The organism is Pseudarthrobacter sp. CCNWLW207 (genome assembly GCF_037203945.1).
Classification (GTDB): domain Bacteria; phylum Actinomycetota; class Actinomycetes; order Actinomycetales; family Micrococcaceae; genus Arthrobacter.
Window position 1 is genome coordinate 231158 of record NZ_JBBCBS010000007.1, and the last position, 15060, is coordinate 246217.

General features: G+C 65.2%; 11 protein-coding genes and 1 tRNA gene. 2 read left to right on the forward strand and 10 right to left on the reverse strand.

All coding sequences use genetic code 11. The features are described from left to right. Window positions 1-48 precede the first annotated feature (48 nt). The 5 genes from V9L17_RS14425 to V9L17_RS14445 form a co-directional block, all read right to left on the reverse strand. Window positions 49-729 (reverse strand): TetR/AcrR family transcriptional regulator, encoded by a 681-nt coding sequence (locus V9L17_RS14425; protein ID WP_443198040.1) that lies wholly within the window; start codon window positions 727-729, stop codon window positions 49-51. A gap of 59 nt (window positions 730-788) precedes the next feature. After that, window positions 789-2825 carry a YhgE/Pip domain-containing protein gene (locus V9L17_RS14430; RefSeq protein ID WP_337351929.1) on the reverse strand — a complete coding sequence of 679 codons (2037 nt, stop codon included), beginning with the start codon at window positions 2823-2825 and terminating at the stop codon, window positions 789-791. Beyond that, window positions 2822-3529 carry an ABC transporter ATP-binding protein gene (locus V9L17_RS14435; protein WP_337351930.1) on the reverse strand — a complete coding sequence of 236 codons (708 nt, stop codon included), beginning with the start codon at window positions 3527-3529 and terminating at the stop codon, window positions 2822-2824. Before V9L17_RS14435 ends, V9L17_RS14430 begins: the two co-directional genes overlap by 4 nt. A 103-nt stretch (window positions 3530-3632) precedes the next feature. Beyond that, window positions 3633-5087, reverse strand: a complete 1455-nt coding sequence (locus V9L17_RS14440) for a dihydrolipoyl dehydrogenase family protein (RefSeq protein WP_337351931.1) — start codon at window positions 5085-5087, stop codon at window positions 3633-3635. Window positions 5088-5231: 144 nt separating this feature from the next. Then, window positions 5232-5305: transfer RNA gene (locus tag V9L17_RS14445), tRNA-Arg, on the reverse strand. Window positions 5306-5583: 278 nt separating this feature from the next. Here V9L17_RS14445 and V9L17_RS14450 point away from each other — a divergent pair. Continuing rightward, the gene (locus V9L17_RS14450; RefSeq protein WP_337351932.1) at window positions 5584-7410 is read left to right on the forward strand and encodes a phosphoenolpyruvate carboxykinase (GTP); all 1827 of its coding nucleotides are present in this window, start codon (window positions 5584-5586) and stop codon (window positions 7408-7410) included. Between the two features lie 136 nt (window positions 7411-7546). On the opposite strand, the gene V9L17_RS14455 is transcribed toward V9L17_RS14450, so the two are convergent. From V9L17_RS14455 to V9L17_RS14470, 4 genes are all read right to left on the reverse strand, one after another. Continuing rightward, entirely contained in the window at window positions 7547-8707 is a 1161-nt protein-coding gene (locus V9L17_RS14455; RefSeq protein ID WP_337351933.1) for a globin domain-containing protein, read from the reverse strand. Window positions 8708-8831: 124 nt separating this feature from the next. Beyond that, a complete protein-coding gene (locus V9L17_RS14460; RefSeq protein WP_337351934.1) occupies window positions 8832-9281 on the reverse strand; it encodes an RrF2 family transcriptional regulator in 450 nt (149 codons plus the stop codon). Between the two features lie 15 nt (window positions 9282-9296). Continuing rightward, window positions 9297-9788, reverse strand: a complete 492-nt coding sequence (locus V9L17_RS14465) for a hypothetical protein (RefSeq protein ID WP_337351935.1) — start codon at window positions 9786-9788, stop codon at window positions 9297-9299. Window positions 9789-9795: 7 nt separating this feature from the next. Then, window positions 9796-11214, reverse strand: a complete 1419-nt coding sequence (locus tag V9L17_RS14470; RefSeq protein WP_337348070.1) for a phosphomannomutase/phosphoglucomutase — start codon at window positions 11212-11214, stop codon at window positions 9796-9798. Between the two features lie 166 nt (window positions 11215-11380). Between V9L17_RS14470 and V9L17_RS14475 the strand changes: the two genes are divergently transcribed. After that, window positions 11381-13576 carry a RecQ family ATP-dependent DNA helicase gene (locus V9L17_RS14475; RefSeq protein ID WP_337351936.1) on the forward strand — a complete coding sequence of 732 codons (2196 nt, stop codon included), beginning with the start codon at window positions 11381-11383 and terminating at the stop codon, window positions 13574-13576. On the opposite strand, the gene V9L17_RS14480 is transcribed toward V9L17_RS14475, so the two are convergent. Next, window positions 13500-14981 (reverse strand): MFS transporter, encoded by a 1482-nt coding sequence (locus tag V9L17_RS14480; protein WP_337351937.1) that lies wholly within the window; start codon window positions 14979-14981, stop codon window positions 13500-13502. The two genes, V9L17_RS14475 and V9L17_RS14480, sit on opposite strands and share 77 nt — an antisense overlap. Window positions 14982-15060 lie beyond the last annotated feature (79 nt).

Genomic DNA, 15060 nt, shown 5'->3' on the forward strand with positions numbered 1-15060 from the left:
CGCTGTTACCCATGTGGCGCATGGGATCAATCATCCCCGAGGCGGCCGCTACTTCACCACGTAGCCGCGCATGATTGCCATGATTGCTGCAACACTTTGGTCACGGGTGCGCTCAGGGTTGTACGTCTGGCGGTCCAGCCCCACCACGAAGCAGGCACCAAAAATAGCGGTTTCGAGACTGCCCCGGGAGATGGACCGGTCCACCGGATAGGCGGCCGCCACGGACTCGATGGCACCACCGATCACGGCCAAGAGTTCGGCCCTGAGGACGGCGAACGTGTCCCGCCACTCGCTGGGCGTGCGCCAGTTTTCGCTGACCCACAGCCGGGCGAAAGAGGGATAGTCGGCCATGAAGTCCATGGCCTGCCCGATCATTTCCTCCATCATCACGAGCGGATCAGCGGCTGGCAGATCTCCGGCTCCGGCATGACCGGCCCCAGCAGTCCCGACGCTCATCAGGCGGGCCTTCAGGATGTCGACGCCGTGGCGCAGCAGCTGCGCAATCAGGTCCGACTTGCTTCCGAAGTTGTAATACACCGTGCCCTTGGAGACACCCGCTGCCGCTGCGATCTCATCCACGGTCACCCCGGCAGCGCCGCGCTCGCCGATCAGCTCCATGGAGGCATCAAAGAGCTTCTGCCGGGTGGCGTTGGTCCGCGCCGGGCGGAGTTTCTTTTCGGCGGGACTGTTGGCACGCGGCCGCAGGACCGGATCTGGCGCCGGATCCACTGCCGGACCGTGCGCGGGATCTGGCGCAGGATCTGGCGCAGGACCCTGCACGGACGGGCTCATACCGCGATCTCGGGTTTGAGGGTCTTGAGCGTCCAGTACTTCCGTTTCCGGACAGCGAGCGTTGACATCGCGGCGCCTAGAATGGTGTAGCCCAGCAGGCCCAGGACGGTGGGCATGATCATGGAGAGGTCCGCGCCATAGATGAGGTGCCGCATTCCCGAAACCACATAGCCCGTGGGCAGGATCTCGTGCACCACGTGGAGGGGCTGCGGAGTGGTCTGCCAGGGAAATGTGCCGCCCGAGGAGACGAGCTGCAGGACGAGCAGTATGAGCACCACAAGCTTCCCCGGGGATCCCAGCAGGGCAACCACGCCTTGGATGATGGCGCTGAAGGCCATCGCGGCGGCCAGCATAAACAGCCACATCAGAACAGGGTGCGCCGGGTTCAGCCCCAAGCCCAGGTCCACCACCAAGGTCAGCAGGGTTGCCTGCACTACCGATACCGCCAGGAAGGGCAGCCACCCTCCGATGGCGATCTTCCACGCCGGGGCGTTTGATGCCAGCGCCCTCTGGGTGATGGGGCGCATGGCCTGGATCAGCATAAAGATGCCGATCCACAGGGCCAGGGTCAGGAAGAAGGGAGCCAACCCAGCCCCGTACGAGTCAGCCTTCGCTTGGGAGACGTTGCTCACGGCCACAGGATCCGCGATGACTTCCGAAAGGCTGTTCTTTTGCTGGTCGTCGGGATTGGGCACTTGGCCTGCGCCTTTCGCGATCTCCTCCGCCAGGGTACGGGAGCCGTCCGCCGCGGTACCGGCACCTGCCTCCAGTTGGCCCGCGCCGGCGTCGAGCGTTTGCGCGCCCTCGGAGAGCCTGCCCGCCCCGTCCAAGGCCGCCTGCTGGCCTGTGGCCAGCGTGGCCGCCCCGGTGTGGAGCTGGTCGGCGCCGGTGGAGGCCTGGGCCACAGCGTTCTTCAGCGCAGGGGTGCCTGCAGCCAGTTGCGCAGCGCCCACGCTGACGGCCTCGGAGCCATCTGCCAGTTGCTGGATCTGCGCGGCGTCGGTTTGGATCCTGGTCTTGGCGGTGGCCACCGGGCTGGAGGCCGCCACGGAGTCAAAATCGGCCAAAATACTGTCAGCCTGCGCCTGGGTCAACACACCCGAAGCGATCAGGCGTGTGTTGGATTCGATGACCCGAGTCCGGAGTCCCTGGTCGGCGGCGTCGAGCTGGGCAACCATGTCCTGGACCCGGGTGTTGAGCTGGGCGTTTCCGGCAGCTACTTGGGCGGCGCCGTTCGCCAGGGTCTGCGAGTCCGTGGGAAGGGTGGTTGTCCTGTCCTTCAGCAGCGACAACCCGCTACTTAGCTGGCCGGCTCCGTCGGTGAGCTGGTTGGCGCCGTCGCGCAGCTTCAGCTGCCCCGCGTACAGTTCACCGGCCCCGTTACTCAAGTCCGTGCTTCCTTCATGGAGGGTGGCGGTCCCGTCGTGCAGTGTGGCGACGCCGCCTGCCAGCTGCCCGGCGCCGTCGGCTGCCTTGACCATCTGCGAATGGATCGTGCCAAAGCCGGTCAGCAGTTGGTTTGCTGTCTCCTCGCCCACTTCCTTGGCAACAGTGGTGTGGACCGAGGTTGTCAGCTTGTCCACGATCGTGCTCAACAGGTAGTTGTTGGCATCGTTGGTGGTGACGTTCAACATTGCCTGGCTGGCTGAATCAAAGCTGCCCGGAGACAGCAGGTTGGCGGAGAAGTCCTTGGGAATCTTGAGCGCGAAGGCATACTTGCCGTCGCTGACACCTTGGTCGGCCTCCTCCGCAGTGGGGACCGACTGCCAGTTGAAGACGTTTCCTTCCACCAGGCTGTCAGCCACCTTGGTTCCGGCCTGCAACACCGAGCCGTCGCTGGAGGCGGCACCGGTGTCCTCGACAACCAGGGCGGCATCGATCCGGTTCAGGTTGCCATACGGGTCCCAGTTGGCATAGAGGTACACGGCGCCATAGAGCAGCGGCACCATGACGAGGGCCAGGATGGTCAGCTTGGGCAGGAGCCCGCCGGTCATCCGCTTGAGTTCGGAGCGGGCCAGCCGCAGCACAGTCACTTGGCGTCCTCGGTTTCGAGTAGGAGGTCTTCTTCTATTTCCGCAGCAGCTACCGCTTCGGACTGCGCGTCCGCGGGCGGCTGAACGGCGTTCCCCACAGCTGCCGTTGGCCCCGTCCACCCATCCGGAATGGCAGCTACGGTAGCGACGACGGCGAGGGGCCGGCCGACGTCGGACGCCAACTGCTCAAGGCGAGGCAGCCACTCGGAGGAGTTGGCAGTGTGCCGGTCCGGGGAATCGACCACCAGGAGGTCGGTGTGCGGGTTGGCGAGGGCCAGGGCGGTAAGCAGTTCAACGCGCCGTTCCGGCGCCAGCTGTTCGGTCCACAAGTCTGCGATGTCCTCGAACCTGTTGACTTTGAGCCAGGGCTTGCTGACCAGGGCACCCCGGTAGCGGCGCGGGATCAGGGCCAGGTCCTCGGTGACAAGGTCGCGGACGCTTAGGTGTTGCTCGGGTTCGTTGACGCCGGGGGAGTCAACCAGTGCGCTGGCCAGGCGGCGGCGCTTGATTCCGGATTCGCCGTCCCAACTGATGCGCCCCTCCGTGGGTTTCATCCGGCCACTCAACGTCAGTGCCAGGGCTGTCCGGTGGTCCTGGCGGTCGGCTGAGACGAGGAGCAGCTCACCCCTTCCGGTCTGCAGGGAGGTGGGCGGGAGCAGATCGTCCCGCCGTCCTTTCGCATGGAGGTGCTGTACGGAGAGCAAAGAGGGCCTTTCGCAGGGAAATGGTCTCCTGCCAGTCTAACTAAACTGACCGGTCAGTTCAAATAAAGCTCCTGTCCGGACGTGGAAGACGTTGGCGGTGGGCTTAGAGGCCGTACTTTTCCAGCAGCCGCAGCCAGACTTCGCTAACCGTGGGGTAGGAGGGGACCGCGTGCCACAACCGGTCCAGCGGCACTTCACCCACTACTGCGATGGTTGCGGCGTGGAGCAACTCAGCCACATCGGGTCCCGCAAACGTGGCCCCCAGGAGAACCTCGCGGTCCTCGTCGACCACCAGCTGCGCCCAGCCCTCGTAATGCTCCGAATGCAGGGAAGACCCGGATACGTTGATAGGCAATTCCACCGAGGTGGCGTTGAATCCGTCTTTCGTGGCCTGGTCAAGGGTTCGGCCCACTGAGGCCAGCTCAGGATCCGTAAACACCACATTGGGGACGGCATGTTGGTTGGCTGTCTGCGCATAGCGGCTCCACGGTGCCGGCTCGCCATTCAGCTCACCCTTGGCACGTGCGGCTATCGCATCCCCTGTTGCGCGGGCTTCGTACTTGCCCTGGTGGGTGAGGAGGTTCTTCCCAGCGGCGTCACCTACGGCGTAAAGCCAAGGGTCGCCGTCGGGCAGGCCGTTAACCTGCCCGGTGGAATCCGTGGTCAGCTTCAGGGGGCTGCCGTCCGGTGCACCAAGGCCGACGCTTTCCAGCCCGAGGCCTTCCAAGGCCGGGTGGCGGCCCGTGGACACCAGGACCTTGTCGGCGGAGACGGAAGCGCCGTCGCCGAGGCTGACCGTGAAGGTGCCGTCTTCGTTTTCGCTGACGCTCTTGGTGGTGGTGTGGAGCCGGACTTCAACACCGTCCGCGCGCAGGCCCGCCAGTACCAGTTGGGCCGCTTCCTCGGGGAAAGTGCCCAGCAGCCGGCTCCGGGCCACGAGGGTGACCTTGGAACCGAGCCTGGCGAACGCCTGCGCCAGCTCAACCCCTGCGACGCCGCCGCCGACGACTGCCAGGCGTTCCGGGATTTCCTTGGCCGAGGTGGCTTCACGGGTGCCCCAGAGGCGAAGGTCAGCCAGTCCCTCGATCGGAGGCCTGTTGGGGGTGGAGCCAGTGGCGAGGACGACGGCGTGCCGCGCCGTCAGGAGGTGGGTGCTGCCATCAAGTCCGGCTACTTCCACTGCGCGCGGGGCGGTGATCCACCCGTGGCCGCGGATGAGCTCAATCCCCGAGTCCTCCACCCACTTCACTTGGCTGTCATCCTGCCAATTCGCGGTGAAGTAGTCGCGCCGTTTGAGGACTGCGGCGGCATCGAGCGTGCGGGTGACTGCTTCTCCTGCTCCTGGCACCGTCTGCGCCCCGTGGAGGGCCGTGCCGGGCCGGAGCAGCGCCTTGGACGGCATGCAGGCCCAGTATGAACACTCGCCGCCCACCAGTTCCGCCTCCACCAGGACGGCGGTCAGCCCGCCCTGGACGGCCCGGTCCGCCACGTTTTCGCCAGCGGCGCCGGCGCCGATCACGATGACATCGAATTCGCGTTCCAAGGGCTCTGGCGTCATTGCTTTAGCCTACGCCGGGGATGGGCTCCCTGCCGGGCCAGTTGGGGGTGTGCCCAGCGGGCGAAGGGTTCGGTGGAACCTCGGCGGCGGCGGGCACTTAAAGCAAAAGGTCCGCACCGGCGAACCGGCGCGGACCTTCATCTGTGCGCCCAAAGGGATTCGAACCCCTGACCTTCTGTTCCGTAGACAGACGCTCTATCCAGCTGAGCTATGGGCGCATCTTGTTTCTTGAAGAACATCTCTGCTCTCCCCGAACCTCGAATAACTTTACGCGAGGGTGGGCCGTAGTACCAAATCGAAACGTGTGTAATCTGGGTGACTAGACCGGTCTAGGTGACCTTCGTCACTTAATTGCCCTGTTGTGGTGCCATCTTTGTTGAATTTACGCGGTTTCCACTCGAAACGCTCACTATCGAGCAGTCCGGGCCCAAAAACTCGAGCCCTCCCGGCCCATAGCATTTAGCTCACACCGATGAACCCGAGGAAGGGAACCGCAATGGGCGATCTGGCACAACAGCCGCTGCTTGAGAAAGCACCCACCACGCATGCTGCACTGCTGGCATGGGTCGAAGAGGTTGCTGAGCTAACGCAGCCGGACCGGATCCACTGGGTTGACGGGTCCGAACAGGAAAACACCAGGCTCACGGATGAACTTGTGGCCGCGGGCACCCTGACCCGGCTCAACCAGGAGATCTTCCCGAACTCCTTCGCCGCATTCTCCGACCCCGCGGACGTAGCCCGCGTGGAAGAGCAGACGTTCATCTGCTCCGAGAAGGAACACGACGCCGGCTTCACCAACAACTGGATGGCCCCGGCCGAGATGAAGCAGAAGCTGCGCGGACTGTTCGCCGGCTCCATGCGTGGCCGCACCATGTACGTCATTCCGTTCGTCATGGGCCACCTTGATGCCGAGGATCCCAAGTTTGGCGTCGAAATTACCGACAGCGCCTACGTTGTTGCCTCGATGCGCATCATGGCCCGCATCGGCACCGACGTCCTGAACCGCATGACCGAGACCGACGCGTTCTTCGTACCGGCCCTGCACTCCCTCGGTGCCCCGCTCGAAGCCGGCCAGGCTGATGTGCCGTGGCCGTGCAACCCGGACAAGTGGATTGTCCACTTCCCCGAAGAGCGTTCCATCTGGTCCTTCGGCTCCGGCTACGGCGGCAACGCCCTGCTGGGCAAGAAGTGCTACGCCCTCCGCATCGCGTCCGTGATGGCCCGCGACGAAGGCTGGCTGGCCGAGCACATGCTCATCCTGAAGCTGACTTCACCCGAGCAGAAGACCTACTACATTTCGGCAGCCTTCCCTTCCGCCTGCGGCAAGACCAACCTCGCGCTGCTTGATCCCACGATTGAGGGCTGGAAGGTGGAGACCCTGGGTGACGACATCACCTGGATGCGCTTCGGCAAGGAAGGTGAGCTCCGCGCCGTCAACCCCGAAGCCGGTCTCTTCGGCGTGGCACCGGGCACCGGCTGGGGCACCAACCCCAATGCGATGCGTGCCATTGCAAAGGGCAACAGCATCTTCACCAACGTCGCCCTCACTGACGACGGCGGCGTGTGGTGGGAAGGCATGACCGAGGAAGTGCCTGCCCACCTCACGGACTGGCAGGGTAACTCCTGGACTCCTGATTCGGACAAGCCTGCGGCACACCCGAACTCGCGCTTCTGCACGCCGATCGACCAGATCGACATGCTGGCCGAGGAATACCACAGCCCGAACGGCGTGGAGCTTTCCGCGATCCTCTTCGGCGGCCGCCGCAAGACCACCATTCCGCTGGTCACCGAGGCACGCAGCTGGTCCAACGGCATCTTCATGGGTTCCACGCTGTCCTCCGAGACCACGGCCGCAGCAGCCGGAGCTGTCGGCGTGGTCCGCCGCGACCCCATGGCCATGCTGCCGTTCATCGGCTACGACGCCGGCGACTACCTGAACCACTGGGTCAACCTGTCCGCCAAGGCCAACCCGGAGCGGCTGCCCAAGATCTTCCTGGTCAACTGGTTCCGCCGCAACGCCCAGGGTGGCTTCGCCTGGCCCGGCTTCGGCGACAACGCCCGTGTCCTGAAGTGGGCCATCGAACGGCTAGAGGGCAAGGCGGACGCCGTCGAAACGCCCATCGGTTTTGTTCCGACAGGCGACTCCATCGACCTCAAGGGCCTGGACATGACCCCTGCGCAGGTTGAGGAAGCGGTCCGCGTGGATCCCGCTGAGTGGGAAACCGAGCTTGCGTCCATCGAGGAATGGTTCGCCAACTTCGGCGGCTCACTCCCGGACGCTCTCCAGGCCGAGCTCGCCGCCCTGAAGTCACGCCTGGGCTGACAGGTCAAAAAAGTACGACGGCGACCCCGCACCTTTGCTGAAAAAGGTGCGGGGTCGCCGTCGTTCTGTCGTCCTTTGCTCCGCACCCGCCCTTTTGAGCGCTCAGAAGGGCCGCTGGTGGGGACAGTCGATGAATTTAGGAAGCCAGCCAAATGTCTGGGCCGAAAACCTCGTAGTGGATCCTCGTAGCCGGGATGCCCGCATTGATGGCCTCGTTGCGGATGTGCTTCATAAACGGCAGCGGCCCGCAGAGGTACAGGGACGCATTGGCCGGCAGGTCCACTTCACGCAGCGACATAAAGCCCTCCCTGGTTCCCGGCTCGGGCTGCTCAAGCCACAGTTGGAGGTCGGCACCCGCGAGGCGTTCGACGTCGTCCGTCATTTGGCCGCGCAGTGCCCAGCTCTCCATGGTGCTTTCTGCGTGGAGGACAAGCACCTGCCGCTCCGAAGCCGACTCTGCGAGGGAGCGGAGGATGGACGCCGTGGGTGTGCAGCCGATTCCCGCCGAGGCCAGGACCACCGGACCGTCGCCATCCTTCAATGTGATCTCGCCATACGGGTTGGAGATCTCCAGGATGTCGCCCACCTCAACGGCGTTATGCAGCACGGGGGAGACCTCGCCGCCGTCGTCCAGCTTTGTAGTGAAGGTCCGGCTGGTGCCCGCATTGCCGGAGAGGGAGTACTGCCGGACCTGGCGGAGGCCGTCCGAGACCTGGACTTTGACGCTGATGTACTGGCCGGGCAAGGCTGGCGTCACCGGGGTGTCGTCGGCGGGTTCCAGGGTAAAGGTTATGGAACCAGCGCCGGCAGCGGACTTGGTGGACACCTTCCAAGGAGTCCACATTTTGCCGTTGGCCTGGGCTGCGTAGAGGCCCTTTTCGAGCTTGATCAGTGCGTCGGCCATGAGCCAGTAGACCTCGGTCCAGGCCTCCGCGATCTCCGGTGTAATGACTTCGGCGAGGTCTTCCGCGATGGCCGCGAACAGGTGCTCGTAGACCACCTGGTACTGAGGTTCGGTGATGCCCAGCGACGCGTGCCGGTGGGCGATGCGGGAAAGCACGGTTTCGGGCAGGGTGCCTGGGTTGTTGACCAGGTGGGTGGCGAAAGCGGCGATGCTGCCCGCCAGGGCCTGCTGCTGGTTTCCGGAGCGCTGGTTGGAACGGCTGAACAGGCCGTCAAGGAGTTCGGGGTGGGCGGCGAACAGCCGGGAGTAGAACTTGGGAGTGATGGCGCCGATCCGCGAACCGACCAGCGGCAGGGTGGCCTCAATGACAGGGAAAGATTTGTCCGAGAGCATGCGTACTCCTGAGATAGAGTGACCGGAGCTTTCGTCCGGCCGGGATAAATACTCATCTTTAAAATGCGAGTATTTATACCCCAGTTCTACACCCTGTAGAAATAGGAGCCAAATCAGGCGCGGCTCACAGGCCCGGGCGAAGCCCGATCAGCTCGAAGACGGGGGCCATCTGGGAGGAGCTTGGAAGTTCTGCCACCACTACAGAATCGAGCTCACGGTAGAAAGCCTCGCGGGCGCGAGCGAGGGCCGCACGCAATTTACACTCGTTGATCAGCGGGCAGGCGCCGCTAGGGGCCACGCACTCGGCGGCATCCGAGCGCGTGTCGAGTTGTCGCAGGATATGGCCGACGGTTGCCCGGCTGCCGGCCGCGCTTAGCCTGGATCCTCCGGTGCGGCCGCGCTCCACATCGATCAGGCCGAGGCCGCGCAGCTTCGCCATCGCCTTGCTGACATGGTTATAGGGGGTGCCCACGGCGTCGGCAATGTTCTGCGTAGTGAGGAGGTTGCCGTCCGGGGCTGCGGCGAGCACCATGAGGGCCCGGAGGCTGACGTCTGCAAACGCATTGATCTTCATCGCTGGCGCGCCGGTCTAGTCCACCCAGATGGAGGGTTCGTTGGTGTCAGCGGCGAGCTGGCCGAATTCCCACGAGGACGTTGACGCGTTGGCGGAATAGGGGAGGACCGCGGCGAACACCGAACCATCCCGGTGTTCCGCCGCCACGTGGATGGCATCCGAGCCCTCCTCCACCAGGAGAATGTCGCAGACGATGGCGGTGGCCCGGAATTCGGTACGGTTCTGCCGGAGAGCGTCCGTGACGTCGCTGATCATGGCGTCCGCGTCGAAGTCGTCGTCGGAGCCGTCCTCGGCATCGGCTGGCGTCACGGCAACCAGCCGCACCTCGCCGTCGTTCTCCACTACCAGGGCGAACGGCAGGAACCCGCCGTTGCGCTGGAGCTGTTCCTGGGCTGCGCCCACCCCGGTCCCGAGCAGGTTCTCCAGGTCCGTGGCCGTGGCCTCGGGGACCGAGCCCCGCCATGAACCTGCTGTGTCGCCCGTGGCAGCCTGGGAGTTGTCAGCCACTGTGAACTTAGCCCCTGACTAGTGACAGAACGCGGTCGCGCACGCGTTCCATCGTCGGCCGGTCAGTGGCTTCGGCGTTCAGGCGAAGGAACGGCTCGGTGTTGGACGGGCGCAGGTTGAACCAGTAGCTGCCGTCGTTGGCCGTGAAGGTGCTGCCATCCATGGTGTCGATGGTGACGTCTTCGCCGCTGAAGTCGGCGCGGACGCGTTCGACGGCTCCGGCCTTGTCCTCGATTTCGGAGTTGATCTCGCCGGAGGAAACGTAGGGCTCGTACTCGCGGCCGAGCTCCGAGAGGGGGCCGTCCTGCTCGCCGAGGGCGGCCAGGACGTGCATGGCGGCGAGCATCCCGGTGTCAGCGTTCCAGAAGTCGCGGAAATAGAAGTGGGCAGAGTGTTCGCCGCCGAAGACGGCGCCTTCCTCGGCCATGACTGCCTTGATGAACGAGTGGCCCACGCGCGTCCGGACGGCGCGTCCGCCGTCGTGCTCCACGAGTTCCGGCACCGCACGCGATGTCAGCAGGTTGTGGATGATGGTGGGCGTGGCCTCGCCCTGTGCCTGGGCGCGGGCGATTTCGCGGCGTGCCACCATGCCGGTAATGGCCGACGGCGAGACAGGCTCACCCTTTTCGTCGATGACGAAGCAGCGGTCGGCGTCGCCATCGAATGCCAGGCCGATGTCGGCGCCATGCTCGATCACGGCAGCTTGCAGGTCGCGGAGGTTTTCCGGTTCCAGCGGGTTCGCCGGGTGGTTGGGGAAGGAGCCGTCCAGCTCGAAGTACAGGGGGACGATCTCAAACGGAAGCTTCGGCAGGAGTGCGTCGCCCAGGACAGCCGGGGTAGTGAGACCGGCCATGCCATTGCCGGCGTCCACGACGACTTTCAGGGGGCGCGAACCGGAAAGGTCAACGAGCTGGCGCAGGTACTCGGCATAGTCCTTGAGGACATCGTGGACGCCGATCAGGCCGCGGGTGGGGGCCGCCGGAATGGAGCCGGCGTTGAGGTACTGCTCGGCAAGTGCCTGGATCTCTTTGAGCCCTGACTCGGACGAGATGGGCTGAGCGCCGGCCTTGGACATCTTTATGCCGTTGTATTCGGCGGGATTGTGGCTTGCGGTGAAGGTGGCGCCAGCCGCGTTGAGGGACCCGCACGCGAAGTAGAGTTCGTCGGTGGAAATCAGGTCCAGGAGCTGGACGTTGGCTCCGCGCGTGGCGGCACCATCTGCGAACGCCTTGCTGAATTCGGGGGATGAGGGGCGCATGTCGCCGCCAACCAGGACCGTCTGGCCCTCCAGCTGCAGGACATCGACGAACGCGGCTCCCACAGCTTCGACGATTTCGGCCGTGATGGAATCGCCCACGATGCCCCGGACATCGTAAGCCTTAAAGGATGCCGAGAGGTCAAAAGTCTTTGTCTGTTCGCTAGTCACGGGTCTTATCTTACGTTGACGCAGGGGATGCCTGTGGAGGGATAGTCGAGGGCTCCCCCTTGTGTGACGGCCGGCCCGGCCGCAGTCCCGGGCCGGTGGCTCCGGACTGTCCACATACGCATCCTCCGGCTTTCTGGCTGTCAGTGGTGGCTGGGATACTGAATCAATGGTCGATAACCAGCACGCCACAGTTCTTGCCGATTCAGCCCCTTCCGCTTCAGTCGCTTCCGGTTCAGCCACGCATGCCCAGGCCCTGGAGGTTCTCCGGGAACTGGTGGGGCACCCGGCAGCAGACTTCCACGACGGACAATACGAAGCCATCGAGGCATTGGTCGACGGCGGGCGGCGGGCCTTGGTGGTCCAGCGCACCGGTTGGGGAAAATCGGCAGTCTACTTCGTGGCGTCCCTGTTGCTGAGGCGGCGTGGCGCCGGACCTACGCTGATCGTTTCGCCGCTCCTGGCCCTGATGCGGGACCAGGTGGCCGCGGCGGCCCGGGCGGGGGTCCGGGCTGTAGCCATCAACTCGGCAAACCAGCTGGAGTGGGACACTGTGCGTGAACAGCTCGCCGCAGACGAAGTGGACGTGTTGCTGGTCTCCCCTGAACGGCTTACCAACCCTTCTTTCCGGGAAAACCAGCTTCCGGAGCTCATCCGGCGGACGGGCCTGCTTGTTATTGACGAAGCACATTGCATCTCGGACTGGGGCCACGACTTCCGGCCGGATTACCGCCGCATCGCGGACCTCATCACCGAGTTGCCGGACACTGTCCCGGTGCTTGCCACCACGGCGACGGCCAACTCGCGGGTGGTCCATGACATCGAGGAACAGCTGGGCGCCGGCGTGCTGACCATCCGTGGGGCACTGGGCCGGGACTCCCTGCGCCTGGGCGTCCTGTCGCTTCCAGACTCCCGGCAGCGACTGGGCTGGCTCCTGACGCACCTGGCTGACCTTCCCGGCAGCGGCATTATTTACACCCTGACCGTGTCAGCCGCAGAGGACACCGCCCGGCTCCTGGCTGAGGCCGGGCACAAAGTGCTGGCCTACACCGGGAGGACTGATCCTGCTGACCGCGAACGGGCCGAGCAGCTGCTGAAGGACAATGAGGTCAAAGCGCTCGTGGCCACCTCGGCGCTTGGTATGGGTTTTGACAAACCGGACCTGGGTTTTGTGGTGCACCTCGGAGCGCCGTCCTCGCCGGTTGCCTACTACCAACAGGTGGGCCGTGCCGGCCGCGGTGCGGCCAACGCTGATGTGCTCCTGCTGCCCGGTTCGGAGGACCGTGACATCTGGCAGTACTTCGCCACCGCCTCCATGCCTTCGGAAGACAAGGCCAATGGCGTGCTCACTGCCTTGGCCGAAGCCGGTGCCGCGGTCTCAACCGTAGCCCTTGAGGCCAGGGTAGACCTCCGTCGCACCCCGTTGGAGCTGCTGCTCAAGGTCCTGGCCGTGGACGGCGCCGTGGAACGGGTAGGTGGCGGATGGCGGTCCACCGGCCAGCCCTGGGTCTATGACGCCGAGCGCTACCGCCGTATCGCCGAAGCCCGGGTGGATGAGCAGGATTCCATGGTGATCTACCAGGACACTGCCGGATGCCGAATGGAATACATCACCTCGGTCCTCGATGACGAAACCGCCCATGCCTGTGGCCGCTGTGACAACTGCGCAGGCCAGTGGTTCCGGGCGGACATCGCCGCCGAGGCCACCGCGGCGGCCGGCCAGACCCTGAGCCGGGCAGGCGGGGTCCTGGAAGCCCGCCTTCAGTGGCCCAGCGGCATGGACCGCCTGGGAGTTCCGGTCAAGGGCAAGATCAAACCGGCCGAGGGGCTGGCGGATGGCCGGATCCTGGCCCGGCTCACGGATCTCGGTTGGGGCGGGGCACTGCGTGAACTGTTTGCTGCCGGCGCGGCGGACCGGGCGATCGACCCCGGCATGCTGCAGGCCTGCGTTCAGGTGCTACGCGAATGGGCCACCGGGGACGGACGCACGCCGGCATGGAGCGGTGTGGGCCGTCCGGCGGCCATTGTGAACATTCCTTCTCGGAGCAGGCCCGAGCTGGTCCAGTCCCTCGCCCGGGGGATTTCGGAGATTGGCCGCATCCCTTACCTCGGCCAGTTGGAGCTGGGCCATGGCGGTCCTACCGGTGGCCGGGGCGGCAACAGTGCCTACCGGCTGGCCGGAGTCTGGGACCGGCTGGTAGTGGGGCCGGAACTGGAGGCATCCTTGGCGCCACTGCAGGGCCAGGGCATCATGCTGATCGACGACCTCGTAGACAGTCGCTGGACAGTCACCGTCGCTGGGCGGGCCCTCCGGCAGGCGGGTGCGGGGGCTGTGCTTCCACTGGTGCTTGGCCAGGCCGGCTGACTTCCGAGCCGGCATGCCGGTGCAGGGACAGGCTGTCAGCGGTGCTGAACAGCATCAGGACGGCCATGGCCAGGAATGCGCCACGGAACGGTCCCGCCGGGTCCTGTGGGAACACTTCCATGCCGTCGAAAACGCGGATCAGCAGCGCTCCCACCGCGATCCCGGCACCGGTGGCCAGTTGGACCAGCGTGGCTGACACGGCGTTCGCCGAGGTGAGTTGCGCCGGGGCGATATCCGCGTACTGCACCGAGGCGTAGGCGGAAAAGCCGATCGAGCGGAAGGCCCCGCTGCACACCAGCAGGGCAAACGTGATGGCCTGCGGGGTGTCGGGGGTCAGCACGGCGCACAATGCGAAGGTCAGTGCCGATGCGAGGGACGCGAAGACCAGCATCGGCTTGAACCCGAACCGTCTGATTAAGGGTGTGGTTGCCGGTTTGATGCCGATGTTGCCGATGAAGACGGCCGCCACCATGATGCCGGCGTGCAAAGGTGTCCAGCCGAATCCGGCCTGGAACATCAGGGGCAGGAGGAATGGCACCGAACTGATGGTCAGGCGGTAGACAAATCCGCCTGTTGCCATCGCCCGGAAGGTGCGTGTAGCAAAGACGCTGAGATCAAACAGTGGATTCCTGGCCCGCAACATCCACGCTGCAGCCCCGGCCAGGGCGGCAATGCCTGCCGCTGCGCTCACGCCGCCCCATGGCCCGTCGGGGTGGGCCGTGGAAAGTTCCAGGCCAACAACCAGTGCGCCCACGCCCACCGTGGTCAGGGACAGGCCCAGCCAGTCCAGCCTGCGTTGACGGTCCCCTGCCCCGGCGGGAACCAGCCGCAAAGCAGCAATGAAGGCCGCGAGGCCCAGCGGCAGGTTAATCAGGAAGATCCAGTGCCACGAGAGATACGTGGTTAGTGCGCCACCAACCAACGGCGCCAGCACAGGAGCCAGCAGTCCCGGCCACACCAGGAACGCCGTGGCGCGCAACAGCTCGGATTTCGGCGTCCCGCGGAGCACCACCAGGGTTCCGACCGGAACCATCATCGCCCCTCCGGCCCCCTGCGCGATGCGGGCCAGAGTCAGCATGGTGAGGTCCTGGCTCAAAGCACAGGCCAGCGATGCGGCAGTGAACACGGCAATGGCCAGGCAGAAGACGCGGCGTGCCCCGACCCGTTCGGCCAGCCAGCCGCTGAAGGGGATGCCCATGGCCACCGTCATCAGATACGCAGTCATGGTGATGTTCACATCGGCCGCGGGCACGCGGAAGTCCCCGGCGATGCTGGGAATGGCGGTAGTGAGGACAGTGCCGTCCAAAAACTCCATAAAGAACGTGGCAGCCACCAGCAACGCCAACCGCGGGTTCCACGCCTGCCCGCTGCCTGGATCCGCGCTCATCTGGTTGTTTTGTGCCATCTGATAATCCTGCCACCGGTGGGGGCGGCGGGCCCGCGGTGTCCGCACCGCGGATACGCCCCGGCCCAAGTAGGTAGCA

What these genes read in the sequence shown, in the direction of transcription:
- V9L17_RS14460 (WP_337351934.1), bottom strand. Translation starts at nt 9,281, where the DNA reads ATGAAGATCAATGCGTTTGCAGACGTCAGCCTCCGGGCCCTCATGGTG.
- V9L17_RS14455 (WP_337351933.1), bottom strand. Translation starts at nt 8,707, where the DNA reads ATGCTCTCGGACAAATCTTTCCCTGTCATTGAGGCCACCCTGCCGCTG.
- V9L17_RS14440 (WP_337351931.1), bottom strand. Translation starts at nt 5,087, where the DNA reads ATGACGCCAGAGCCCTTGGAACGCGAATTCGATGTCATCGTGATCGGC.
- V9L17_RS14450 (WP_337351932.1), top strand. Translation starts at nt 5,584, where the DNA reads ATGGGCGATCTGGCACAACAGCCGCTGCTTGAGAAAGCACCCACCACG.
- V9L17_RS14480 (WP_337351937.1), bottom strand. Translation starts at nt 14,981, where the DNA reads ATGGCACAAAACAACCAGATGAGCGCGGATCCAGGCAGCGGGCAGGCG.
- V9L17_RS14475 (WP_337351936.1), top strand. Translation starts at nt 11,381, where the DNA reads ATGGTCGATAACCAGCACGCCACAGTTCTTGCCGATTCAGCCCCTTCC.